Origin of the sequence: Hyphomonas sp. (assembly GCF_046313735.1) — a bacterium.
Taxonomy (GTDB): Bacteria; Pseudomonadota; Alphaproteobacteria; order Caulobacterales; family Hyphomonadaceae; genus Hyphomonas.
In genome coordinates this window covers 1-17794 of the sequence record NZ_JBKBXW010000016.1, presented here as the reverse complement: position 1 = coordinate 17794, position 17794 = coordinate 1, and the positions used below count along the sequence as shown (strand labels likewise).

The following is a 17794-nucleotide window of genomic DNA, read 5'->3' as shown; positions in this document are numbered from 1 at the left end:
CGCGCCCGTCCAGCGCTTCTGCCATTCTGTTGCACCTTGCCCGTTACATCTGCATCGTCCAGCCTTCGACGCCCATGGCGGCCTGGCGGATGGCTTCGGACAGGGTCGGGTGGGCGTGGCTGGTGCGGGCGATGTCTTCCGAGGCGGCGCCGAATTCCATCGCCACGCAGATTTCGGCAATCATCTCGCCGACCCCGACGCCGATCATGTGGGCGCCAAGGATCCGGTCGGTGCCTTTTTCGGCGAGGATCTTCACGAAGCCGGCCGTCTCGTGATTGGTGCGGGCGCGCGAATTGGCCATGAAGGGGAACTTGCCCTTCTTGTACTCGATGCCGGCGGCCTTGAGCTCTTCCTCATTCTTGCCGACCCAGGCGATTTCGGGGTTTGTGTAGACGACGCTGGGCACGAGATCATAGTTCACATGTCCCGCCTTGCCGGCGATCAGTTCGGCGACGGCTGTGCCGTCATCCTCCGCCTTGTGGGCCAGCATCGGCCCGTGGATACAGTCGCCGACGGCCCAGACGCCGTCTGCGACCTTGAAATGGCCGTCGATGACTTCGATCACGCCGCGCTTGTCGGTCTTGCCGCCGACCGCGTCGAGGCCGAGACCTTCCGTGTACGGCTTGCGGCCGATGGCGACGATCACCGCGTCGGCTTCGAGCACTTCGGTCTCGCCGCCCTTGGCGGGCTCGACGGAGACTTTGAGCTTGGTCTTGGTCTTCTCGATGCCGGTAACCTTGGTGCCGAGCTTGAAGGCAAGGCCCTGTTTCTTGAAGGTGCGCTCGGCTTCCTTGGCCACCTCTGCGTCGGCGGGCGGCAGGATGCGGTCGAGATATTCCACGACGGTGACTTCAGACCCAAGCCGCGCCCAGACAGAGCCCATTTCGAGGCCGATGACGCCGGCGCCGATGAGGACGAGCTTCTTCGGTACGGCCTTCAGGCTGAGCGCGCCGGTGTTGGAGAGGATGCGCTCCTCATCAATTTCGATGCCGGGCAGGGTGGCGGGCTCCGAACCGGTGGCGATGACGATGTTTTTCGTTTCCAGCACGCGCTTTGTGCCGTCTGCGGCTGTCACTTCGACCTTGCCGGGCGCCATGATCCGGCCGCGGCCTTTCACGTGTTCGACCTTGTTTTTCTTGAACAGGAATTCGATGCCTTTGGTCAGGCCTTCGACGGCCTCATCCTTCTGCGCCATCATCCGGGCGAGGTCGAGTTCTACCTTGCCGGTCTTGATACCGAGGGCGGCAAACTCGTTCTGCGCGGCATGGAAGAGGTGCGAGGCGTGCAGAAGCGCCTTGGAGGGAATGCAGCCGACATTCAGGCAGGTGCCGCCGAGGGTGGCGCGCGTCTCGATACAGGCGACTTTCAGGCCAAGCTGGCCGGCGCGGATGGCGCAGTTGTAGCCGCCGGGGCCGCCGCCGATGATGACGACGTCATAGGTCTCTGCCATGGGAATTTATTCCTTTTAGGGGGCTGGTCCGAATCCGGCGCCAACCTATGCATTCTCAGCCCGAAATCAATCCGGTGGGACCAGAATCCGAACTCAGCTGCGTTTCAGCGCCAGCAGGACGCCGCTGAGGAGCACCATCACCGCGCCGAAGATCACTTCGTCCAGCCAGATGCTCACATCTGTGCCCATCAGCATCAGCACAAGGCCGAGGGCGGCAAACAGCAGGCTGCCGATCAGGGCCAGCACGGCGCCGAAGCGGATGCGCAGCGCGGCGAGCACGGCGCCGTCGAGCGCGATCAGGGCGGCGAGGATGCGCCAGAGGCTGGTCGGCGGCTCGAGCAGCGCGTCGGACAGGGGGCTGCCGCGCGATGTCAGGATCATCACGACTTCGATCCCCTGCCAGAGGAGCCAGGCGGCAACTGCGCCGAGCGCAAGGGCGGTGTATTGACGAAGTGTCATGCTGGCTGCCTCCCCGCAGTCTTCGGCCTGAAACCTAGGGCGATGCGGGGCAGGGCGCAATGATACGGCCCTAATCCTCAGCGAACTCTTCTTCGGCCTGATACCGGCGGCGGCGTTCGGCCTTGCGGCGGGCATGAGCGGCATAGGCGGCGCGCTGGCGGGCGACCATGATGTCCGGCACGAAGACCGGCGCGCGGCGGGGGCGTATCGCCATCACGGGCGCTTCAACCGGGGCAGGCTGGTAGATGATCACCTGCTGGGGTGCTTCTGGCTCTTCCTCTTCCGGCGGGCGGGGCGGGCGCCAGCGCAGCTCCCACACCGCGAAGAAGAGGAGCAGGGCGCCGGCGGCGAGGCCGGCGAGGGCGCCTTCCCCGGCGCTGGGGTTCTGCCACCAGTCGGGATCGAAATGCACGAGCAGGATGGCCGGCGCCGAGGCGGTCATCGCCATCAGGTACCAGAGGACGGCCCCGCGCCTGCGCGCGACCATCGTTGCGGCTGAGGCGTAGTAGCAGACGGCAGCGAGGAGGTAGGCGCCGCCATGGGCGATGCCGAGCTGGCGCCAGTCCACCTCCTTGAGGCCGCCGGAGAGGTCTTCGGCCAGGATCCAGCCCATCACCATCACGATGGAGGGCCAGCGCACCGCCGTCATCGCGCCGAAGGCAAAGGCGATGGCATAGGCGGTCAGCAGGAAATAGATGATCCGGCGGGGCATCCGCGCGGCATAGCATGGGCGTGGTAAGCAGCCGCTGAAGCGGTTCGGTGAATTTTGATCGATTCCCCCCCTCCCGCGCGGCAGGGATTGGCGCGGCTTGAGGCGGCCTGCTAGGGCTCAGCAGCACGAGACAACAGGGAGAGGATGCCATGGGCCGGGTTGAGGGAAAGAAAGCGCTGGTAACGGGCGGCGCGCAGGGGCTGGGCGAAGCCATCGCGCGGATGCTGGCGAAGGAAGGCGCGAAGGTCACGCTGACCGACATCAATGGCGAAGGCGCCGAAGCGGTCGCGGCCAGCATCAACGCGGCGCATGGGGCGGGCACCGCCTTCGCCTTCGAGCAGGATGTGACCGATGAGGCGCGATGGAAGGAAGTGGCCCAGGCCGCGCATGATGCGATGGGCGGGCTCAATATCCTCGTCAACAATGCGGGGATCGGCTCGCTCGGCTCGGTCGAGGATGAGAACTATGAGACCTTCCGCAAGGTGCAGGCGGTGGATGTCGATTCGATCTTCCTCGGCTGCAAGTATTCGATCCCGCTGATGCGGGCGCATGGGCTTGGCTCGATCGTCAATATCTCGTCCATTGCGGGCATCATCGCGAGCGGCAACTACGTCTCCTACAACACGGCCAAGGCGGCTGTGCGCCACCTGTCGAAATCGGTGGCGCTGCACTGCGCGAAGACCGGCGGGCAGATCCGCTGCAACTCCGTGCACCCGGTGTTCATCAACACGCCGATCCTTGACCGCACCAAGGAAATGTTCGGCGAGGAACAGGCCCTCGCCAAGCTCGGCCGCCAGATCCCGCTCGGCAAGGTCGGCGAGCCGGACGATATTGCCTATGCGGTGCTGTATCTGGCATCGGACGAATCCAAGCTCGTCACCGGGGCCGAGCTGAAAGTGGATGGCGGCATCAGCGCGATGTAGGCGGCTGGCCTATATTCCTCTGCCCTCAGTTGTTTCGTCACACCCGATGCGCGTCAGCGCATCAGGGTGCCCATCTCCGATTCTGTCCCGCGACGCACACGGACAGGGCGGGAGATGGGCGCCCAGACGGGCTGACGCCCGCCGGGCGTGACGATGGTGGAGGCTGGGCGTTCCTCTCGAGGGGGGTGTGCCTGCCGAGGTGCATCCCCCCAAAAAAATCTCCTATTGACGCGCAATGAATTGTTGTGTAAACACAACATATCAACAGTGATAAAAGATGTTTTGATCATGGTGCATAACAGGTTGTCCGTGTTCCGGGCCGAGCGGGGCCTGAGCCGGAAGGACATTGCGGAGAAGGTCGGGGTGAACCCCCAGACCATCGGCTATCTCGAGCGGGGCGATTATGCGCCCTCGGTCGAGCTCGCGCTGAAACTCTCCGCCCTGTTTGAAGTGCCGGTCGAGCAGCTGTTTTCGCTGAAACCGTTTGCGCCCCTGTCCAAGATCCTCAGAGAGCCGGAGTCCTGATCGCCATGTTCATCCGCACCAAAGCCAATCCCGGCGGCCGCAGCCTGTCGCTGCCAGCCGCACGCCGGATCTTCATTGGCATCTATGTGCTCTATCCGCTGGGCTGCCTGTTGCAGATGCTGCCGGAAAGCTGGGAGGGCGAGACGGCAGCGAGTGTGGCGGGGCTCCTGATGATTGCCGGCGTGTTCATCCTGTTTGCGGTGCTGGCGGGCAGCAGCCTGCAGCGTCAGGCGCAGGAGCCGGAAAGCGTGCTGGATGAGCGCGAAAGCGCCGAGCGCAACCGGGCGACCTATCAGGCCCATGCGATCTTTTCCGGGGTCGTGCTGATGGGCGTGCTCTACCTGATGCTGACGGCGGACCTTGCGGATGCCGGCAAGCTGGACCTGTGGCGTCCGACCTCCGGCGGGCACTGGAACGGCATCTTCGGCGGGCTGATCCTGCTGTCCTTTACGCTGCCGGGCGCCATCCTTGCCTTCAGGCAGGCGCCGCCCGAGGAGGAGTGAGGCCGTCAGCCGGTGCCGAGCGGGCGCCGCGCCGTGACGAGGAAGGCATAGAGCGCCAGCGCGCCGACGACGATGGCGGAGGCGATCAGCGGCAGGGCGTGCCCGGCCTGGTAGAGCGCTGCGCCGATCAGAGGCCCGAAGATGAAGCCCGCAGGCGGGGCGGCAGAGAGCAGCGCGGCGGCTGAGCCCTGCTCCTCCCGCGTGACGGACAGGCTGCCGAGGGCATTGGCTGACGGGATCGCCAGCGCCGAGCCTGCGCCCACCAGGAAGAAGGCCGCGCACAGCACCCAGAATTCATAGAACAGGTCAGCCGCGATATACCCCGCACAGACCATCGCCAGCCCGAGCCAGAGCACGCGGCGCGGATCGGGCTTTACCCGCGAGATATAGCCGAACTGGACGAGGATCGTGGCCGCCGCCATGCAGGCAAAGGCGATGCCGGTGAACAGCACGGCCGTCTGGCCGGCGGTGTCGGGATAGGTTTCGCGCAGGCGGTAGCGGTCCTCGATGAACCAGCCGAGCGTCTGCTGCACCATGCCCACCCCGATGAAATAGGCTACGAGGAAAGTGAGGTGCGGGCGCACCCGCGCATCGAACATGGAGAGCGGCTTGGGGCGGGCCTGGTTGCGGGGGCGGGGCTTGGTGGCGGGCAGGGTGAAACCGATCAGCAGGCCCGTTGCGATGGAGAAGACGATGGAGCCCCACAGGGGCGCGAGCGCGCCGAGGGGGGCGAGCGCAGCGGCGCCGGCGGGGCCGAGGATCGAGCCGATGCTCATGCCTGCGCCGAGCATCCCGAGGCCGGCCGCCCGGTCGCGCGACGTGGTTGCGTCCGTCATCGCCGCCATCGAGGCAGGCTGCAGGCCGGGCGTAAGCAGGCCGAACCATAGCCGCACGAAGACCAGCAGCAGCAGCAGCGATGTGCCCGCCACCGCGCCGGCAAGGGCTGCGTCCAGCGTGAACAGGAAGGCCATATTGGTCAGGCCCATCATGATGAGCGAGAAGACCATCACCCGCTTGCGGCCGATCCGGTCGGCGATCCGGCCCCAGCGCGGGATCATCATGGCATAGAGCGCGGTCGACAGGGTCAGGATGGCGGCCACTTCCACCTCGCCGAGGCCGGCCTTGCGGGTTAGGGGGGCGACCACCACGAAATTGATGCTCATGCCGGCGCCCATCGAGATGGAGGCCAGCAGCAGCATCCCTTTCTGGAACGCGCTCAGCGGCAGGAGAGGGTGTTCGGTGTCTGCCATATTCTGTTCGGATGCCCCTTTGGCCATCACGCTAGGGCGCGTCTCTGGCTATGCCAAACCCTGTCCTTGCGGCAGGGTGTGGCAGGGCTGCGCTTGCGCGAGGGGGGCGGTTCACCCTATCTGGCGCACTGTATTGCAACAATCCGAATGGAGATGGCAGGCATGGCCGCGATCCTTGACGTCATTCTGGTGATCCTGCGCATCGTCTCGTGGATCATCATCATCCAGGCGATCCTGTCCTGGCTGGTGGCGTTCAATGTCCTCAGCCTGCAGAATCCGGCCATCCGGTCGATCTGGACGGGGCTTGAGCGACTGACAGAGCCGGTCTACCGGCCGATCCGAAACCTGCTGCCCCAGATGCAGGGGCTCGACCTGACGCCGCTGATCGTGTTGCTGATCATCTTTTTCCTCCAGTCCGTCATTGTCCGCTATGCCTATAGCGCCGTGCTTTTCTGATGTGGAAACTGCCCTCCTGAGGCTGACTTGGCGCCGGACTCGGAGCATAGAGCGCGCCAATGGCTGAAGGGCGTTTCCTGCCCGGCCGGGAATCCTGCGGGGCTGGCAATGAGCGCGATCCGGATTGATGGCAATGCCGTGGCGGCCGGTGTGCGCTCCAGCGTCGCGGCAGGGGTCGCCGGCCTGCCGGGCGCCCCCACGCTGGCGGTGGTGCTCGTCGGCGATGATGCGGCCAGCGAGGTCTATGTCCGCAACAAGGTGCGCTCGACCGAAGAGGCGGGCATGCGCTCGGTCCATCACCGGCTGCCGGCGTCTGCGTCCCAGTCAGAGGTCGAGGGGCTGATTGCGGCGCTGAATGCTGATCCGGAGGTTGATGGCATCCTCTTGCAGCTGCCGCTGCCGGAGGGGCTCGATGCTGATGCAGCAATCGAGCGGATCGATCCGGCCAAGGATGTGGACGGGTTGACGGAGATGTCTGCCGGGCGGCTCAGCCTTGGCAAGCCGGGGCTTCGGCCCTGCACGCCGGTCGGCTCGGTGATCCTTGCGAAACATGCGCTCGGACCTGACCTTTCGGGGAAACATGTCGTGGTGATCGGGCGGTCGATCCTGGTCGGCAAGCCGGCGGCGCTTTTGTTCCTCGCTGAGAACTGCACGGTCACCATCGCCCATAGCCGCACGGCGGACCTGCCGGCGCTGTGCCGGACGGCGGACATTCTGGTGCCAGCCGTTGGCCGGGCGGAGATGGTGCGCAGCGACTGGGTGAAACCCGGCGCGGCGGTGATTGATGTGGGCATCAACCGCGTGCCCGCGCCGGAGAAGGGCGAGGGCAAGACCCGGCTTGTGGGCGACGCGCATTTCGAAAGCTGCGCCGAAGTGGCCGGGTTCATCACGCCGGTGCCGGGCGGGGTGGGGCCGATGACGATTGCCTGCCTCCTGCGCAATACGGTGCTGGCGGCCTGCGCGCGGCGCGGCTGGGCTGTGCCGCCTCAGCTGTGAGCCAGGGCTTCGCGCCGCCGGATACGCCCCTGTTCCGGGCGCTCTGGGAACGGCAGGAGGGCCGCTGTGCCCTCTGCGGCAAGCCGATGCCGAAGCACAGGTTCGAGACTGCGCACGCCTCGGTCTGGAAGAAACAGCGCCCGAGCTTTGACCATATCCGCGCCAGGGCGCGCGGCGGCAGCGACCGGCCGGAAAACCTCCAGCTGGCGCATGCAGAATGCAACTGGCGCAAAGGGGCGGGCTGAACGCCTCGCGCTGGAACATCGGGCTAATTCATTGAATCAGCCCGATGTTCTAAGTCTTTGAATTGTCACGGCGTTTTTCCGAAAACCGGTTCCCGCTTTTCGGAACGCCGCTTTAGAACGGCAGCTTGAAGCCCGGCAGGAGCCCGCCAAACCCGGCGGTCGCGGATTTCATCGCCTCTTCCATCGCCTGGTCGAGGCGCCGGCGCGCATCGCTGTGGGCGGCCTTGATCAGGTCTTCGAGGATTTCCGGATCATCGCCCATCAGGCTGCGGTCGATGCTGACGGAGACAAGCTCGCCTTTGCCCTTGAGGCGGACGCGCACCATGCCCGCGCCGGAAACGCCGTCAGCCTCGGTTGCCTCGATCTTGGCCTGCACTTCGGCCATCTTCGCCTGCATGGCCTGGGCCTGCTGCATGATCTGGGCGAGGTCTTTCATCGTTGGGTTCTCCGGGAAGAAGGGGATTGGCGAAAACGTCAGGCCGGGCGGCGCGTCTTCAGGTCAATGACATTGCTGCCGAGGTGGGACCCGTCGCCTGCGCTTTCAAGGCCGGAGGCGCCTTCCGAAACGTCAAGGATCAGCGTGCCGGGGATGGCGGCGAGGGTTTCGGCGATCAGCGGGTGGCGGCTGGCTTCCTCGATCCGTTCGGCCTTCTCGCGGCGCTGGCGCTCACGCAGGGATTCAGCATCCGTGATGGCTTCCTCTACGGTCCAGCTGTCGCCGGTATGTTCCTCCAGGAACGCCTTGATCCGCCCGAGCAGGCCTGCCGGGGCGCCGCCGGCCAGCGCGCAGGACAGGGTGCCGGCTGTCATCGCAGAGGGGCGCACATAGCGCTCGACATCGACCTGCAGGCCGACCTCGCGGGCTTCCTCCAATGCGCTGATGAGCGAGGCAAAGCTGGTGATGGCGCCGGCCGTTGCGGGCGCTGCCTCAGGGGGCGGTTCAGGCTTTCCCGGCGGGGAACGGCCCTCCGCAATTATCCGCGCCGCCTCTTCCGGAGAGGGCAGGCGGGAGGCGGCCGTGAGCCGCAAGAGCACCATGCGCAGCGCGGTCGCCGGGTCCGGCGCCAGCTGCAAATCGCTGTAGCCCGACAGCAAGAGCTGCCAGTTGCGGGCTGCCTGGGCGGGTGTGAGGCGCTGGGCGAGGGCGCGGGTCTGGCTCGCCCAGTCGGCGGGGCCGGGCGGGGTCCAGCTGTCGCCGGCGGCCTGCACGATGGCGATGTCGGCGGCGATGTCGAGGATGTCCTTGAGCACGGTGGCCGGGTCTGCCCCGTCGCCCATCTGTTCCTGAAGTTCGGTGAGGACGGCGGCGGCATCGCCCGACAGCGCGCGGGCGAACACATCAAACAGGCGGCTGCGGTCGGCGAGGCCCAGCATGGCGCGCACCGCAGACGCGGTGACCGCCTCGCCATCGAGCGTCTGGACGATGGCCTGGTCGAGCAGGGAGAGCCCGTCGCGCACCGAACCTTCGGCCGCCCGTGCGATCAGGGCGAGGGCTTCCTCGGAGACGTTCGCGCCCTCCGTGCCGGCGATGTTGCCGAGGTGGCGGGCGAGCTCCGCACTGTCGAGGCGTTTGAGGTCAAAACGCTGGCAGCGGGAGAGGACGGTGACCGGAACCTTGCGGATCTCGGTGGTTGCGAAGATGAATTTGAGGTGCGGCGGGGGCTCTTCCAGCGTCTTCAGCAGCGCATTGAAGCTCGCATTCGACAGCATGTGCACTTCGTCGATGATATAGACCTTGTAGCGCGCCGAGACCGGGCCGTAGCGCGAAGAGTCCAGCAGGTCGCGCATATCGGCGACGCCGGTGCGGGAGGCGGCGTCGAGCTCCAGCACATCCGGGTGCCGGCTCGCCATGATGGCTTCGCAATGCAAGCCGGGCGGGTCGAGATGGATACTGGGACCGGAGGATTTCGCCTTCTTGCCTTTGGCGGCAGGCTCATAATTCAGCGCGCGAGCGAGGAGCCGGGCGGTGGTCGTCTTGCCGATGCCGCGCACGCCCGTCAGCATGAAGCCATGCGCGATGCGGCCCGTCTCGAAGGCGTTGGACAGCGTGCGCACCATCGCTTCCTGGCCGATCAGGTCCTCGAACCGGCGCGGGCGGTATTTGCGGGCGAGCACCTCATAGGCCTTGCCGCGCACGGGCGCCGCATCGCCCCCAAAGAGTGCGCATGTGGCATCATCGCCTGTGGAGGAATCGTCTGTGCTCATGGGCCTGCGCGGACATTAGCGGCGCGGCGGCGGGGGCGCAAACGGGAGTTCAGCGGGGCCGGCTAAACGACAGTGCAACGTACCTCTCTCCCTTGGGAGAGGGGCAGGGGTGAGGGGGAGCAAAGCTGAATGGGTGTACTTCTGTGAGAGGGCTCGCCCCCTCATCTCCAACCCCTTCTCCCAAGGGAGAAGGGGCTTTTAGATGGCCTACTCCGCCGGGACGGTGTCCGGCGCTTTGCGGCGTTCGTCGAAGCGGCTCCAGACGCCGTCATCGCCGTGCCAGTCGCCCTTGGTGGCGCCTTTGGAGTATTCCGTCGCGCGCTGTTCGAAGAAGTTGGCGTGCTCCACGCCGTTCAGGATTTCGGTCAGCCAGGGCAGGGGGTGTTTGGTGATGCCGAAGATGGGTTCCAGCTTCAGCTGGTTGAGGCGCCAGTCGGCGATGTAGCGGATATACTGCTTGATGTCGTCAGCGGTCATGCCTTCGACCGGGCCCATCTGGAAGGCGAGCTCGATGAACTTGTCCTCAAGGCTGACCACCGTGCGGCAGCACTCGCGGATACGCTCGCGCAGGGCATCGTTCATCACGCCGGTTTCGGCGCAGAAGGTGTGGAACAGCTTGATCATGCCTTCGCAGTGAAGGCTCTCATCGCGGATCGACCAGGTGACGATCTGGCCCATGCCCTTCATCTTGTTGAAGCGCGGGAAGTTCATCAGCATGGCGAAGCTGGCGAACAGCTGCAGGCCCTCGGTGAAGGCGCCGAACACGGCCATGGAGACGGCGATGTCTTCATTTGTCTCGGTGCCGAACTGGCCGAGATAGTCGTGCTTGGCCGCCATCTCCTTGTATTCCATGAAGGCGGAGAATTCGCTGTCCGGCATCCCGATCGTTTCCAGCAGCAGGGCATAGGCCGCGATGTGGATCGTCTCCATGTTGGAGAAGGAGGACAGCATCATGGACACTTCCACCGGTTTGAACAGCGGCATGTAGTGTTCCATGTAGTTCGCGCCGACTTCGACATCCGACTGGGTGAAGAAGCGGAAGATCTGGGTGAGCAGGTTGCGCTCGGCATCGGTCAGCTTGACCGCCCAGTCCTTGCAGTCCTCGCCGAGGGGCACTTCCTCCGGCATCCAGTGGACCTGCTGCTGCTTTTTCCAGAATTCATAGGCCCAGGGATAGCGGAACGGCTTGTAGGCACGGCTCGGCGTGAGGAGGCCGGGAAGGTCGGTGCGTGCGGTGGCCATGGGTCGAAACTCCATCCGTTGGGCAATCTGGGGGCAATCAGAAGATCTTCAGAACACCATATATAGTGTTTGAAAGTGGTTAATGGCGCAAGATGTGTCTTTGCCGCAGAGGCCGAAACTCACAGGAACGGTGCGCTGCGTCAGGTTTTGCCGGGGCGCGGCCCGCTGATCAGCTTCAGGCCCAGACGGTAGAGCGCGGCCTGGGCGAGGTCGAGGTCCGCCTGAGTGTGGCAGAGGAAGACGACGCGGTCGATCTTCGAATCCGGCCAGTTCACGAGGTATTGGTGCGCGGTCTGGACGAGGCCGAAGGCGCGCTCATGCGGGCTGTCGCCGGGGCTGCGCGTGCCGAAGAGGGGGATGAGCACCGAGCGCAGCGCGGATTTCGGCCGGAGGCGCACGCCGAGGCTGCGATTGTGGGCATCGGTGGCGGCCAGCGCATGGGCGACGCAGCGCCGGTAATTGCCGATGAGGCGGTAGCCGCGCCCGGGCTCGCCCTGATAGGCGGCGGCATGCAGCAGGAGGCGCACCCGGTTGGTGCGGGCAAGGCGGCCGGGCGGGGTGGCGAGGATGGTTGCGGGCTCAACGCCGCTGCGCTGCTGGTGGCGGCCGGTGCGCCGGGCGAGCTGGCGGGCGATGACATCGTCGCGCACGAAGCCATGCCGGTCGCGGCGCGAGCCGAGATAGCGGATGGCGGCGGACACGGACTCGTCATGGAAACGGCCGAATTCCATCCGCGTGTTCTCGGGGTTTACCCAGACATCGACATCGTCGATGCCGGCAATGTCGCCGGTGACGAGGTCTATTGTCTTCGGCGCTTTCGGGCCGGCGGCGCCGATACGGTAGGAGAGGTAGCGCCGCTCGGGCAGGGGCCGGTCGGGCAGGGCGACGCCGAGGCCCGGCATCAGCGTATGGACCAGGCTGTCCGTGCTCGGATTATCGAGGCTGTTGCGAATGTGCGTGCGCAGGAGCGCGCGGCAATCCTCGATCACCTGCTGGCGGGCGATGCCGGCGCGGCCTTCAAGGTCATAGTCGAGCGCGCGCATGCCGGCGATGGAGAAGGGTACGGCGCTGCCCGCATGGCGCAGGATGACGGTCCCTGCGCGCCGCGCGGTCTGGCGGATGCCGAGCTCGAAATAGACGTCCGGCGAGCCCAGTGTGACATCGGCGATGACGACATCGGCTTCGAGGAGGTTCTCGATCATCTCCTTGTGGATGAGGCCGGAGCGGCTGACCCGGTCGGCGCGCAGGCAATCGAGATTGAGGTCTTCGGCCACGGGGCGGATAAGCTCGTTATAGACGGCTTCGAAATCGACCCTTGCGGCGGCGTCATCGCCCGCTGGCCAGGGGAGGATGACGAAACACCGCCGGCCTGTCGCGCCGCGTGTTTCGGTGTCTGCGGCCCGTTCGGTGCCGTTGGGTTTGCCTTCGAACGCCATGTATCCAGCCCTCTCAGGCATCACGAAACTATGCCGCTGGAATGCTGGCAAGGCCGTGTACGGACGGAAAATGACAGATGGGCGCGCGCCAAGGCTTAGGGCCCTGAATCCTGCAGGATTTAGGGCAGATTATAAATGCGTAAGGTTGGCGTCTGGCCGGCTTTCCGGGGCGCAGGGTCTACTCCGCGCGGCGCACGGGCACGGGCAGGGAGCAGATTTCGAGGATTTGCGGCGGTGGGGAGATGAAGGCCGGGATGGCGGAAAAATCCCGGCGCGCAGCCTTGCGGCTGTCCCATTCTTCGGACTCCACCATCAGCACTTCAAAGGCGGGCCGCTCCTCCTCCGGCAGGTCAGCGGCGATGCGGGCGGAGAGGATGACATTCTCCGCGAGTTTCGAGCGGCGCCACTGGCGTATCTGGTGGGCGAGTTCGGGATCGTCGCCGAACAATGCTTCGGTCTCTTCCTCCGTTGACGGATCGACGCGGGGCAGGCGGTGGACATGCTGCAGCCCGTCGATGACGCGGCCGAAGATCGTGTAGTTGCGGTCAAGATAGCGCCGGGGTTGCAGCGGGATGAAGATTTCGGTGGAGCCGGAACCCGGCGGATCATTGCGCGCCATGCCCAGCGTGCCGGGGCAGTTGAGCAGCCATTCCTGCTCGCCCTCGCGCCCGACAGCAAAGCCGTGGCGGTGGCCCACTTCCGGGGCGAAGGGATCTGCATTGCCATGGGTCACGAAGCCATCGCGGTTGACGGCGCGTTCTGCCTCGAAGGGCAGGGTGGGCCAGCCTTCAAGGGCCTGGTCAAACTCGCGTCCGCCCTGGGCGACATGGCCTTCGATGACGCGGTAGAAATATTCCCCGTCATAGAAGCCGGCGCGGACCGCGGCGCGGATCTGCGCGGCATGGGCGGGGGCAGAATCGGGATAAAGCTCGATGGCAAATGTCCCGGTCGGCACGTCGATCAGGATGAGGTTCTCCGGATCGACCGCGCGCCAGTTGGAGGCAGGCGGCGCCGGAGCAGGCTCTGTCGGCGCAGCGGGGCCCGCGGCGCAGGCGGCGAGGAGGAAGGCGAAGGCAGCAATAGCGCGCGTCATGGGCGCGACTGTCGGCGAGACCGGCGCGCGCGTCAATCTCGGGCAGGGCCGATCCGGCCGGCATAGGCGGCAAGGCGCCCGCGCCAGGTTTCGGCAAGGCGCATTTGCGTGGCTGCGAGGGGAAAGCCATGGCGGGCGACATGGTCCTGCGGGATCTCGTCCCAGCCGCGATGGGTGACGGTGACGCGGGTCTCCGCGCCCACAGGCTCGAACATGATCTCGACATGGGTCAGCTGATCCGGCGTGAACGTCGCCTGCCGCCAGCTGAAGGCTAGGCGGCGGCCCGGTTCCCAGACGCGGACCCTGCCGATCTCGAACACATTGCCATTGGGCAGGGTGGTGATCAGGCGTTCGCGATTGTCGAAAGACAATGTGCCATCCCCCCGCGGCGTGATCTGGAACAACTCCGATGCTTGCCACCACAGGCCGATGTCCTCCGTAAACGTATCGAAGGCATCCTCCGGCGAGACGGCGACGCGCAGCGAGACGATGACTGCGCTCACTTGCGCCGGTTCTCCGCATGCGCCTTGAAGGCGGCGAGCTGATCCGCCCACATCGTCTCTGTGTCCGCAAGCCAGTGTTTGAGGTCTGCCATCGCGCCCTCCTTCAGGGAATAGATGCGCACGCGCGCATCGAATTCCGGATGAGTCTCTTCCGCAAGCCCGGCCTGTTTCAGCAGGCGCAGGTGCCGGCTCATCGCCGGGGCGGCGAGACCGAGTGCGCCCGCCAGCTCGCCCGCGCTGCGCGGCTGCTGGCCGAGAAGTTCCACTGCGCGGCGCCGATCCGGATCGGCGAGCGCGGTGAAGACAAGATCAAGCCGGGCGGCGCGGCTCACAGGCGGGTCTGCGTGCGCAGGGCCCCGCCGGTCGCCGCGTCCCATTCGGCCGGGGTCTTTTCCTCGATCGTGACACCAAAGGTCCAGACATGGCCTTCCGGGTCGCGCGCGCGGTAGGTGCGGTCGCCATAGAACTGGGTGTCGGGTGCCTGGATGATTTCGGCGCCGGCCTTGCGCGCATGGGCGCAATGAGCGTCGATATCCTCGCCCCGGGCCAGCTGGACATGCAGGCTCTGCGTGTTTTTGCCGCCCGTATTCTTCGGGCTGCGATGATCCTCGCTCCACTCGCTGCCGATCATCACGACGCTATCGCCATGCTTCATCTCGGAATGAGCCATGTTGTCGTTCTCATCGAGGATGACCATGACCGGCTCGAAGCCGAAGGCCTCCTCCAGCCAGCGGAAGGCGGCTTTCGGATCGACATAGCTGACAGCGCTGGAGAGGCCTTTCGGACGGTAATGTTCGGACATGTTAGTTCCTTCCCATTTTTGGACATATTTATAAAATCGTAAAAATAAATAGTCAATCAGACTCCCGCAAGCGCGGGAATAAAAAGGAAAGGCCCCGGCGCGGACTGCGCAGCCGGGGCCCGGGCGTCTGGTGTGAGGAGGTCAGCCCGCCCCCCGGCTTTAATAGCCGAGGCCCCGCCGGCGCAGGGCGCGGGTCATGTCCTCGCGCACTTCGCCGGACTTCTGGTCGATGATCCCCGGGATGAGGAACAGGTCGAGCAGCCACCAGAGGAAGCCGACGAGGATGAAATAGCTGAGGATCTGCAGGATCGCCGTCACCGGCTTGCCGAGATAGAAGCGGTGCGCCGAGACCCAGCCGAGGAAGAACCAGAGGAGATAGGCCGCGCCGGCGCTCTTGCGCTCGGTCGCCACCCTGGTCTCGATCAGGATCATGTCATTGGTGGTGAAGCTCATGGCGGGCCCTCCTGCAAGTCTTATCGATAAACATATAAGAATGCCGGGGCCGGATATCCAGAAAAATTATCGTTTATCGACGAGATTTTTCAGCCCGGCTGCGAGCAGCCCTCATGTGAAAACCGGGATGCGAAAAGCGGGCGAGCGCCTCTGCGCCCGCCCGCCCGCCGGTTTGCCTGCTGCCGGCCTTACAGCCAGTAGGGCTGGACCTTGTAATAGCTGTAAGCCGCGTCACGGACCTGGCGGCCATCATTGCGCGTCAGCTCGTCGATGCTGTCGGCCGGGGCGGCTTCAAGCTGTTCCTTGGAGAACGGCACGATATAGCCATCCTTGTCCTTGTTATAATCGAGCGAGGACCAGGGGAGGGGGTGGTATTTCTCGCCGATGCCGAGGAAGCCGCCGAAGCCGACAACCGCGAACATGATCGTGTTCTCGGTCTTGTCGAGCATCACATCCTCGACCTTGCCGATCTTTTCGCCGTCCATGTTGTAGACGCTGGTGCCGATGGTGCGGCTGGCGGGGATGGCGGTGGTGTGGCCGCTGGGGGTTGGCATGTCACTACTCCTCTTTCGGTTGGGGTATGCTGAGGGAACGCGCAGGCCGGGAAAAAGTTCTGTTAAATCCTGATCAGGTTTGCGTCGGCAGGGGCTGCGGCGTATGCTCCGTCATCGGATGATAGCTGGCAGATGTGCCGCCTCGGGAGGGAAAGCGATGATCAGGATAACAAGGCGGGGACTGGCCACGCCGCTGCTCCCCGGGCTGCTGATCGGCGCGGCCTGTGCCTCTACGGCGGCACCGTCTGAGGCGCCCGCGACGCCGAAAGGATATGTGATTGCGGAAATCGAAGTCACCGATCCTGAGGCCTATGCGGCATATGTCGCCGCTGCCGGGCCGCTGGTCGCGCAGTATGGCGGGGTCTATCTGGTGCGCGGCGGACGCAGCGCCTCCTGGGAGGGCGCCCCGCCGGCCGGGCGCCTCGTAGTGATCGAGTTTCCGAGCTTTGCGGCGGCCGAAGCCTTCCAGGTTTCCCCGGAATATGCCGCCATCGCGCCGATCCGCCGGGCAACGGCCGTCTCGCGCCTGATGGTGGTGGAGGGCAGGGCGCCCTGAGGGGCGCGCAACGGGGCGCTTTTCATTCCTAAGGCAGCCTGCTAACCCCGCCGCCCATGTACCAGATCACCGCCAAAGGCCCGCGCGGGCCCATTGAAACAGCCTGGGATGCCCTCGCCTGGGCAGACCCCTCGCCGGCCGGCGCCGTCGATGCGAAGGAAGATACGCGCGGCGGCTGGCGGCTCGATGCCTTCGCCGAAACGCTGGAAGAAGCCGAAGAGTGCGCCGCGATCATCGAGGAGGCCGCGCCGGAGCTGACCGCGCGGATCGAGGAGATTGTCGAGCGCGACTGGGTGACGATGTCGCTGGAAGGCCTGCCGCCGGTTCATGCCGGGCCGTTCGTCGTGGCGGGCAGTCATGCCCTCGCCAAGGCCTCGCCGGGCAAGACCTCGATCCTCATCGAGGCGGGACCAGCTTTCGGCACCGGCCATCATGGCACTACGCTTGGCTGCCTGCTGGCATTGGCAGAAGCGAGCCGCCACCGGCGCCCGGGGCGGGTGCTGGACCTTGGCACCGGGTCCGGCGTGCTGGCGATCGGCGCGCTGAAGACCGGGGCGGAGCTCGCCTATGGCACGGACATTGACCGGGATTCGGTTTTTGTTGCGCGCGAGAACGGGCGCAAGAACCGGGTCAGCCGGTTCTTCGTCCACCATGTGCGCGGCGCCAACTATCCGGGCCTGCGGCGCGCGGGGCCGTATGACACGATCTTCGCCAATATCCTGATGAAGCCGCTGATCGGGCTCGCGCCCGAGATCGAGCGCCTCTCGGCGCCCGGCGCGGTGATCATCCTGTCAGGGCTGCTGCACCACCAGGCCGGCCCGGTGAAAGCCGCTTTCGAGGGGCACGGGATGCTGTTCCAGCGCCGCATCAAGCGCGACGGCTGGTCCAGCCTCGTGTTCCGCAAGGCGAGGTAGGGGCTTAGCCGCGGACGGCGCGGCGGTCCCAGCGGGCGTAGCGGCGGGCGAGGATGTTCAGGCGGGCCGGCTCGGCAGCAGCTTCGGCGCGGCGCGGGGCCAGCATCGGGCCGGTCACTTCATTGACCATGGCGGGGCGCATGACGCTCTCGATGACCATATCGGCCGCCGGGGCGAGGTTGATTTCGGTTTTCATTGGTTAACCCTTTGTAAAGTCTCTATTGCTGCGGTGCAGCATTGTCCGTGTTCGGCCGGTATATAGGCGAGAGAGCTTTCCAAAAAAGTATGGCAAAGCCGAAATCGGTATGAAAAATAGCATAGCTCGATTGCTTTGCGGCACTCCGCCTGCGGGTTAAGAAGGACCCATGAGACAGACATTCGACATCAAGGGCGGGCCGCAGGACGGCCGGGCCCACCTGCCGCTCCTTCGCCGTGAACTCGCTGCCCAGGGCCTTGATGGCTTCTATGTGCCGCATGACGACGAGTACCAGAACGAGTACCTGCCGGACGCGAATGA

Annotated in this window: 24 protein-coding genes; 9 read left to right on the top strand and 15 right to left on the bottom strand. The window is 65.5% G+C overall.

Annotated elements, in window-relative coordinates; all coding sequences use genetic code 11:
* Positions 1-43: 43 nt before the first annotated feature.
* The 3 genes from lpdA to ACK4SV_RS09225 form a co-directional block, all read right to left on the bottom strand.
* Positions 44-1450 (bottom strand): dihydrolipoyl dehydrogenase, encoded by a 1407-nt coding sequence (gene lpdA / locus ACK4SV_RS09235; protein ID WP_409917534.1) that lies wholly within the window; start codon positions 1448-1450, stop codon positions 44-46.
* Between the two features lie 93 nt (positions 1451-1543).
* Entirely contained in the window at positions 1544-1909 is a 366-nt protein-coding gene (locus ACK4SV_RS09230; protein WP_409917533.1) for a hypothetical protein, read from the bottom strand.
* A gap of 70 nt (positions 1910-1979) precedes the next feature.
* Entirely contained in the window at positions 1980-2621 is a 642-nt protein-coding gene (locus tag ACK4SV_RS09225; protein WP_409917532.1) for a hypothetical protein, read from the bottom strand.
* Between the two features lie 149 nt (positions 2622-2770).
* Between ACK4SV_RS09225 and ACK4SV_RS09220 the strand changes: the two genes are divergently transcribed.
* The 3 genes from ACK4SV_RS09220 to ACK4SV_RS09210 all read left to right on the top strand — a co-directional run bounded on the left by ACK4SV_RS09220 (position 2771) and on the right by ACK4SV_RS09210 (position 4572).
* Positions 2771-3544: an SDR family oxidoreductase gene (locus ACK4SV_RS09220; protein ID WP_409917531.1), complete on the top strand. Its 774-nt coding sequence runs from the start codon at positions 2771-2773 to the stop codon at positions 3542-3544.
* 288 nt (positions 3545-3832) lie between these two features.
* Complete coding sequence (locus ACK4SV_RS09215) at positions 3833-4069, top strand: helix-turn-helix transcriptional regulator (RefSeq protein ID WP_409917530.1); 237 nt, start codon at positions 3833-3835, stop codon at positions 4067-4069.
* A 5-nt stretch (positions 4070-4074) separates the two neighbouring features.
* Positions 4075-4572 carry a hypothetical protein gene (locus ACK4SV_RS09210; RefSeq protein WP_409917529.1) on the top strand — a complete coding sequence of 166 codons (498 nt, stop codon included), beginning with the start codon at positions 4075-4077 and terminating at the stop codon, positions 4570-4572.
* Positions 4573-4577: 5 nt separating this feature from the next.
* Here ACK4SV_RS09210 and ACK4SV_RS09205 read toward each other — a convergent pair whose 3' ends face one another.
* Positions 4578-5822 carry an MFS transporter gene (locus ACK4SV_RS09205; RefSeq protein WP_409917528.1) on the bottom strand — a complete coding sequence of 415 codons (1245 nt, stop codon included), beginning with the start codon at positions 5820-5822 and terminating at the stop codon, positions 4578-4580.
* Between the two features lie 162 nt (positions 5823-5984).
* Here ACK4SV_RS09205 and ACK4SV_RS09200 point away from each other — a divergent pair, with 162 nt between their 5' ends.
* The 3 genes from ACK4SV_RS09200 to ACK4SV_RS09190 all read left to right on the top strand — a co-directional run bounded on the left by ACK4SV_RS09200 (position 5985) and on the right by ACK4SV_RS09190 (position 7519).
* On the top strand, positions 5985-6278 hold the full coding sequence (locus tag ACK4SV_RS09200) for a YggT family protein (RefSeq protein ID WP_409917527.1): 294 nt from the start codon (positions 5985-5987) through the stop codon (positions 6276-6278).
* A 108-nt stretch (positions 6279-6386) separates the two neighbouring features.
* The gene (folD, locus tag ACK4SV_RS09195; RefSeq protein ID WP_409917526.1) at positions 6387-7274 is read left to right on the top strand and encodes a bifunctional methylenetetrahydrofolate dehydrogenase/methenyltetrahydrofolate cyclohydrolase FolD; all 888 of its coding nucleotides are present in this window, start codon (positions 6387-6389) and stop codon (positions 7272-7274) included.
* The gene (locus ACK4SV_RS09190) at positions 7271-7519 is read left to right on the top strand and encodes an HNH endonuclease (protein WP_409917525.1); all 249 of its coding nucleotides are present in this window, start codon (positions 7271-7273) and stop codon (positions 7517-7519) included. The genes folD and ACK4SV_RS09190 overlap by 4 nt, the downstream gene beginning before the upstream one ends.
* Positions 7520-7631: 112 nt before the next feature.
* On the opposite strand, the gene ACK4SV_RS09185 is transcribed toward ACK4SV_RS09190, so the two are convergent.
* The 10 genes from ACK4SV_RS09185 to ACK4SV_RS09140 form a co-directional block, all read right to left on the bottom strand.
* Positions 7632-7955 carry a YbaB/EbfC family nucleoid-associated protein gene (locus ACK4SV_RS09185; RefSeq protein ID WP_409917524.1) on the bottom strand — a complete coding sequence of 108 codons (324 nt, stop codon included), beginning with the start codon at positions 7953-7955 and terminating at the stop codon, positions 7632-7634.
* Positions 7956-7993: 38 nt separating this feature from the next.
* Positions 7994-9724 (bottom strand): DNA polymerase III subunit gamma/tau, encoded by a 1731-nt coding sequence (locus ACK4SV_RS09180; protein ID WP_409917523.1) that lies wholly within the window; start codon positions 9722-9724, stop codon positions 7994-7996.
* A gap of 207 nt (positions 9725-9931) precedes the next feature.
* A complete protein-coding gene (locus tag ACK4SV_RS09175) occupies positions 9932-10966 on the bottom strand; it encodes a ribonucleotide-diphosphate reductase subunit beta (protein WP_409917522.1) in 1035 nt (344 codons plus the stop codon).
* A 140-nt stretch (positions 10967-11106) separates the two neighbouring features.
* Positions 11107-12402: a macro domain-containing protein gene (locus ACK4SV_RS09170; protein WP_409917521.1), complete on the bottom strand. Its 1296-nt coding sequence runs from the start codon at positions 12400-12402 to the stop codon at positions 11107-11109.
* A gap of 178 nt (positions 12403-12580) precedes the next feature.
* A complete protein-coding gene (locus ACK4SV_RS09165; RefSeq protein ID WP_409917520.1) occupies positions 12581-13495 on the bottom strand; it encodes a peptidylprolyl isomerase in 915 nt (304 codons plus the stop codon).
* Between the two features lie 32 nt (positions 13496-13527).
* Positions 13528-13998: an SRPBCC domain-containing protein gene (locus tag ACK4SV_RS09160; protein WP_409917519.1), complete on the bottom strand. Its 471-nt coding sequence runs from the start codon at positions 13996-13998 to the stop codon at positions 13528-13530.
* A complete protein-coding gene (locus ACK4SV_RS09155) occupies positions 13995-14330 on the bottom strand; it encodes an ArsR/SmtB family transcription factor (RefSeq protein ID WP_409917518.1) in 336 nt (111 codons plus the stop codon). Before ACK4SV_RS09155 ends, ACK4SV_RS09160 begins: the two co-directional genes overlap by 4 nt.
* Entirely contained in the window at positions 14327-14800 is a 474-nt protein-coding gene (locus tag ACK4SV_RS09150; RefSeq protein ID WP_409917517.1) for a VOC family protein, read from the bottom strand. The genes ACK4SV_RS09155 and ACK4SV_RS09150 overlap by 4 nt, the downstream gene beginning before the upstream one ends.
* A 159-nt stretch (positions 14801-14959) precedes the next feature.
* On the bottom strand, positions 14960-15253 hold the full coding sequence (locus ACK4SV_RS09145; protein ID WP_409917516.1) for a TM2 domain-containing protein: 294 nt from the start codon (positions 15251-15253) through the stop codon (positions 14960-14962).
* 188 nt (positions 15254-15441) lie between these two features.
* On the bottom strand, positions 15442-15807 hold the full coding sequence (locus ACK4SV_RS09140; protein ID WP_409917515.1) for a PRC-barrel domain-containing protein: 366 nt from the start codon (positions 15805-15807) through the stop codon (positions 15442-15444).
* A gap of 157 nt (positions 15808-15964) precedes the next feature.
* Between ACK4SV_RS09140 and ACK4SV_RS09135 the strand changes: the two genes are divergently transcribed.
* Complete coding sequence (locus ACK4SV_RS09135; protein WP_409917514.1) at positions 15965-16363, top strand: DUF1330 domain-containing protein; 399 nt, start codon at positions 15965-15967, stop codon at positions 16361-16363.
* A 56-nt stretch (positions 16364-16419) separates the two neighbouring features.
* Entirely contained in the window at positions 16420-17277 is an 858-nt protein-coding gene (locus tag ACK4SV_RS09130) for a 50S ribosomal protein L11 methyltransferase (protein ID WP_409917513.1), read from the top strand.
* Positions 17278-17281: 4 nt separating this feature from the next.
* On the opposite strand, the gene ACK4SV_RS09125 is transcribed toward ACK4SV_RS09130, so the two are convergent.
* Entirely contained in the window at positions 17282-17473 is a 192-nt protein-coding gene (locus ACK4SV_RS09125; protein WP_409917512.1) for a hypothetical protein, read from the bottom strand.
* 169 nt (positions 17474-17642) lie between these two features.
* Here ACK4SV_RS09125 and ACK4SV_RS09120 point away from each other — a divergent pair.
* Positions 17643-17794 (top strand): hypothetical protein (locus tag ACK4SV_RS09120; RefSeq protein ID WP_409917607.1); only part of this gene is annotated, 152 nt, incomplete at its 3' end.

What these genes read in the sequence shown, in the direction of transcription:
- lpdA (WP_409917534.1), bottom strand. Translation starts at nt 1,450, where the DNA reads ATGGCAGAGACCTATGACGTCGTCATCATCGGCGGCGGCCCCGGCGGC.
- ACK4SV_RS09230 (WP_409917533.1), bottom strand. Translation starts at nt 1,909, where the DNA reads ATGACACTTCGTCAATACACCGCCCTTGCGCTCGGCGCAGTTGCCGCC.
- ACK4SV_RS09225 (WP_409917532.1), bottom strand. Translation starts at nt 2,621, where the DNA reads ATGCCCCGCCGGATCATCTATTTCCTGCTGACCGCCTATGCCATCGCC.
- ACK4SV_RS09220 (WP_409917531.1), top strand. Translation starts at nt 2,771, where the DNA reads ATGGGCCGGGTTGAGGGAAAGAAAGCGCTGGTAACGGGCGGCGCGCAG.
- ACK4SV_RS09215 (WP_409917530.1), top strand. Translation starts at nt 3,833, where the DNA reads ATGGTGCATAACAGGTTGTCCGTGTTCCGGGCCGAGCGGGGCCTGAGC.
- ACK4SV_RS09210 (WP_409917529.1), top strand. Translation starts at nt 4,075, where the DNA reads ATGTTCATCCGCACCAAAGCCAATCCCGGCGGCCGCAGCCTGTCGCTG.
- ACK4SV_RS09205 (WP_409917528.1), bottom strand. Translation starts at nt 5,822, where the DNA reads ATGGCAGACACCGAACACCCTCTCCTGCCGCTGAGCGCGTTCCAGAAA.
- ACK4SV_RS09200 (WP_409917527.1), top strand. Translation starts at nt 5,985, where the DNA reads ATGGCCGCGATCCTTGACGTCATTCTGGTGATCCTGCGCATCGTCTCG.
- folD (WP_409917526.1), top strand. Translation starts at nt 6,387, where the DNA reads ATGAGCGCGATCCGGATTGATGGCAATGCCGTGGCGGCCGGTGTGCGC.
- ACK4SV_RS09185 (WP_409917524.1), bottom strand. Translation starts at nt 7,955, where the DNA reads ATGAAAGACCTCGCCCAGATCATGCAGCAGGCCCAGGCCATGCAGGCG.
- ACK4SV_RS09180 (WP_409917523.1), bottom strand. Translation starts at nt 9,724, where the DNA reads ATGAGCACAGACGATTCCTCCACAGGCGATGATGCCACATGCGCACTC.
- ACK4SV_RS09175 (WP_409917522.1), bottom strand. Translation starts at nt 10,966, where the DNA reads ATGGCCACCGCACGCACCGACCTTCCCGGCCTCCTCACGCCGAGCCGT.
- ACK4SV_RS09170 (WP_409917521.1), bottom strand. Translation starts at nt 12,402, where the DNA reads ATGGCGTTCGAAGGCAAACCCAACGGCACCGAACGGGCCGCAGACACC.
- ACK4SV_RS09165 (WP_409917520.1), bottom strand. Translation starts at nt 13,495, where the DNA reads ATGACGCGCGCTATTGCTGCCTTCGCCTTCCTCCTCGCCGCCTGCGCC.
- ACK4SV_RS09150 (WP_409917517.1), bottom strand. Translation starts at nt 14,800, where the DNA reads ATGTCCGAACATTACCGTCCGAAAGGCCTCTCCAGCGCTGTCAGCTAT.
- ACK4SV_RS09145 (WP_409917516.1), bottom strand. Translation starts at nt 15,253, where the DNA reads ATGAGCTTCACCACCAATGACATGATCCTGATCGAGACCAGGGTGGCG.
- ACK4SV_RS09140 (WP_409917515.1), bottom strand. Translation starts at nt 15,807, where the DNA reads ATGCCAACCCCCAGCGGCCACACCACCGCCATCCCCGCCAGCCGCACC.
- ACK4SV_RS09135 (WP_409917514.1), top strand. Translation starts at nt 15,965, where the DNA reads ATGATCAGGATAACAAGGCGGGGACTGGCCACGCCGCTGCTCCCCGGG.
- ACK4SV_RS09130 (WP_409917513.1), top strand. Translation starts at nt 16,420, where the DNA reads ATGTACCAGATCACCGCCAAAGGCCCGCGCGGGCCCATTGAAACAGCC.
- ACK4SV_RS09125 (WP_409917512.1), bottom strand. Translation starts at nt 17,473, where the DNA reads ATGAAAACCGAAATCAACCTCGCCCCGGCGGCCGATATGGTCATCGAG.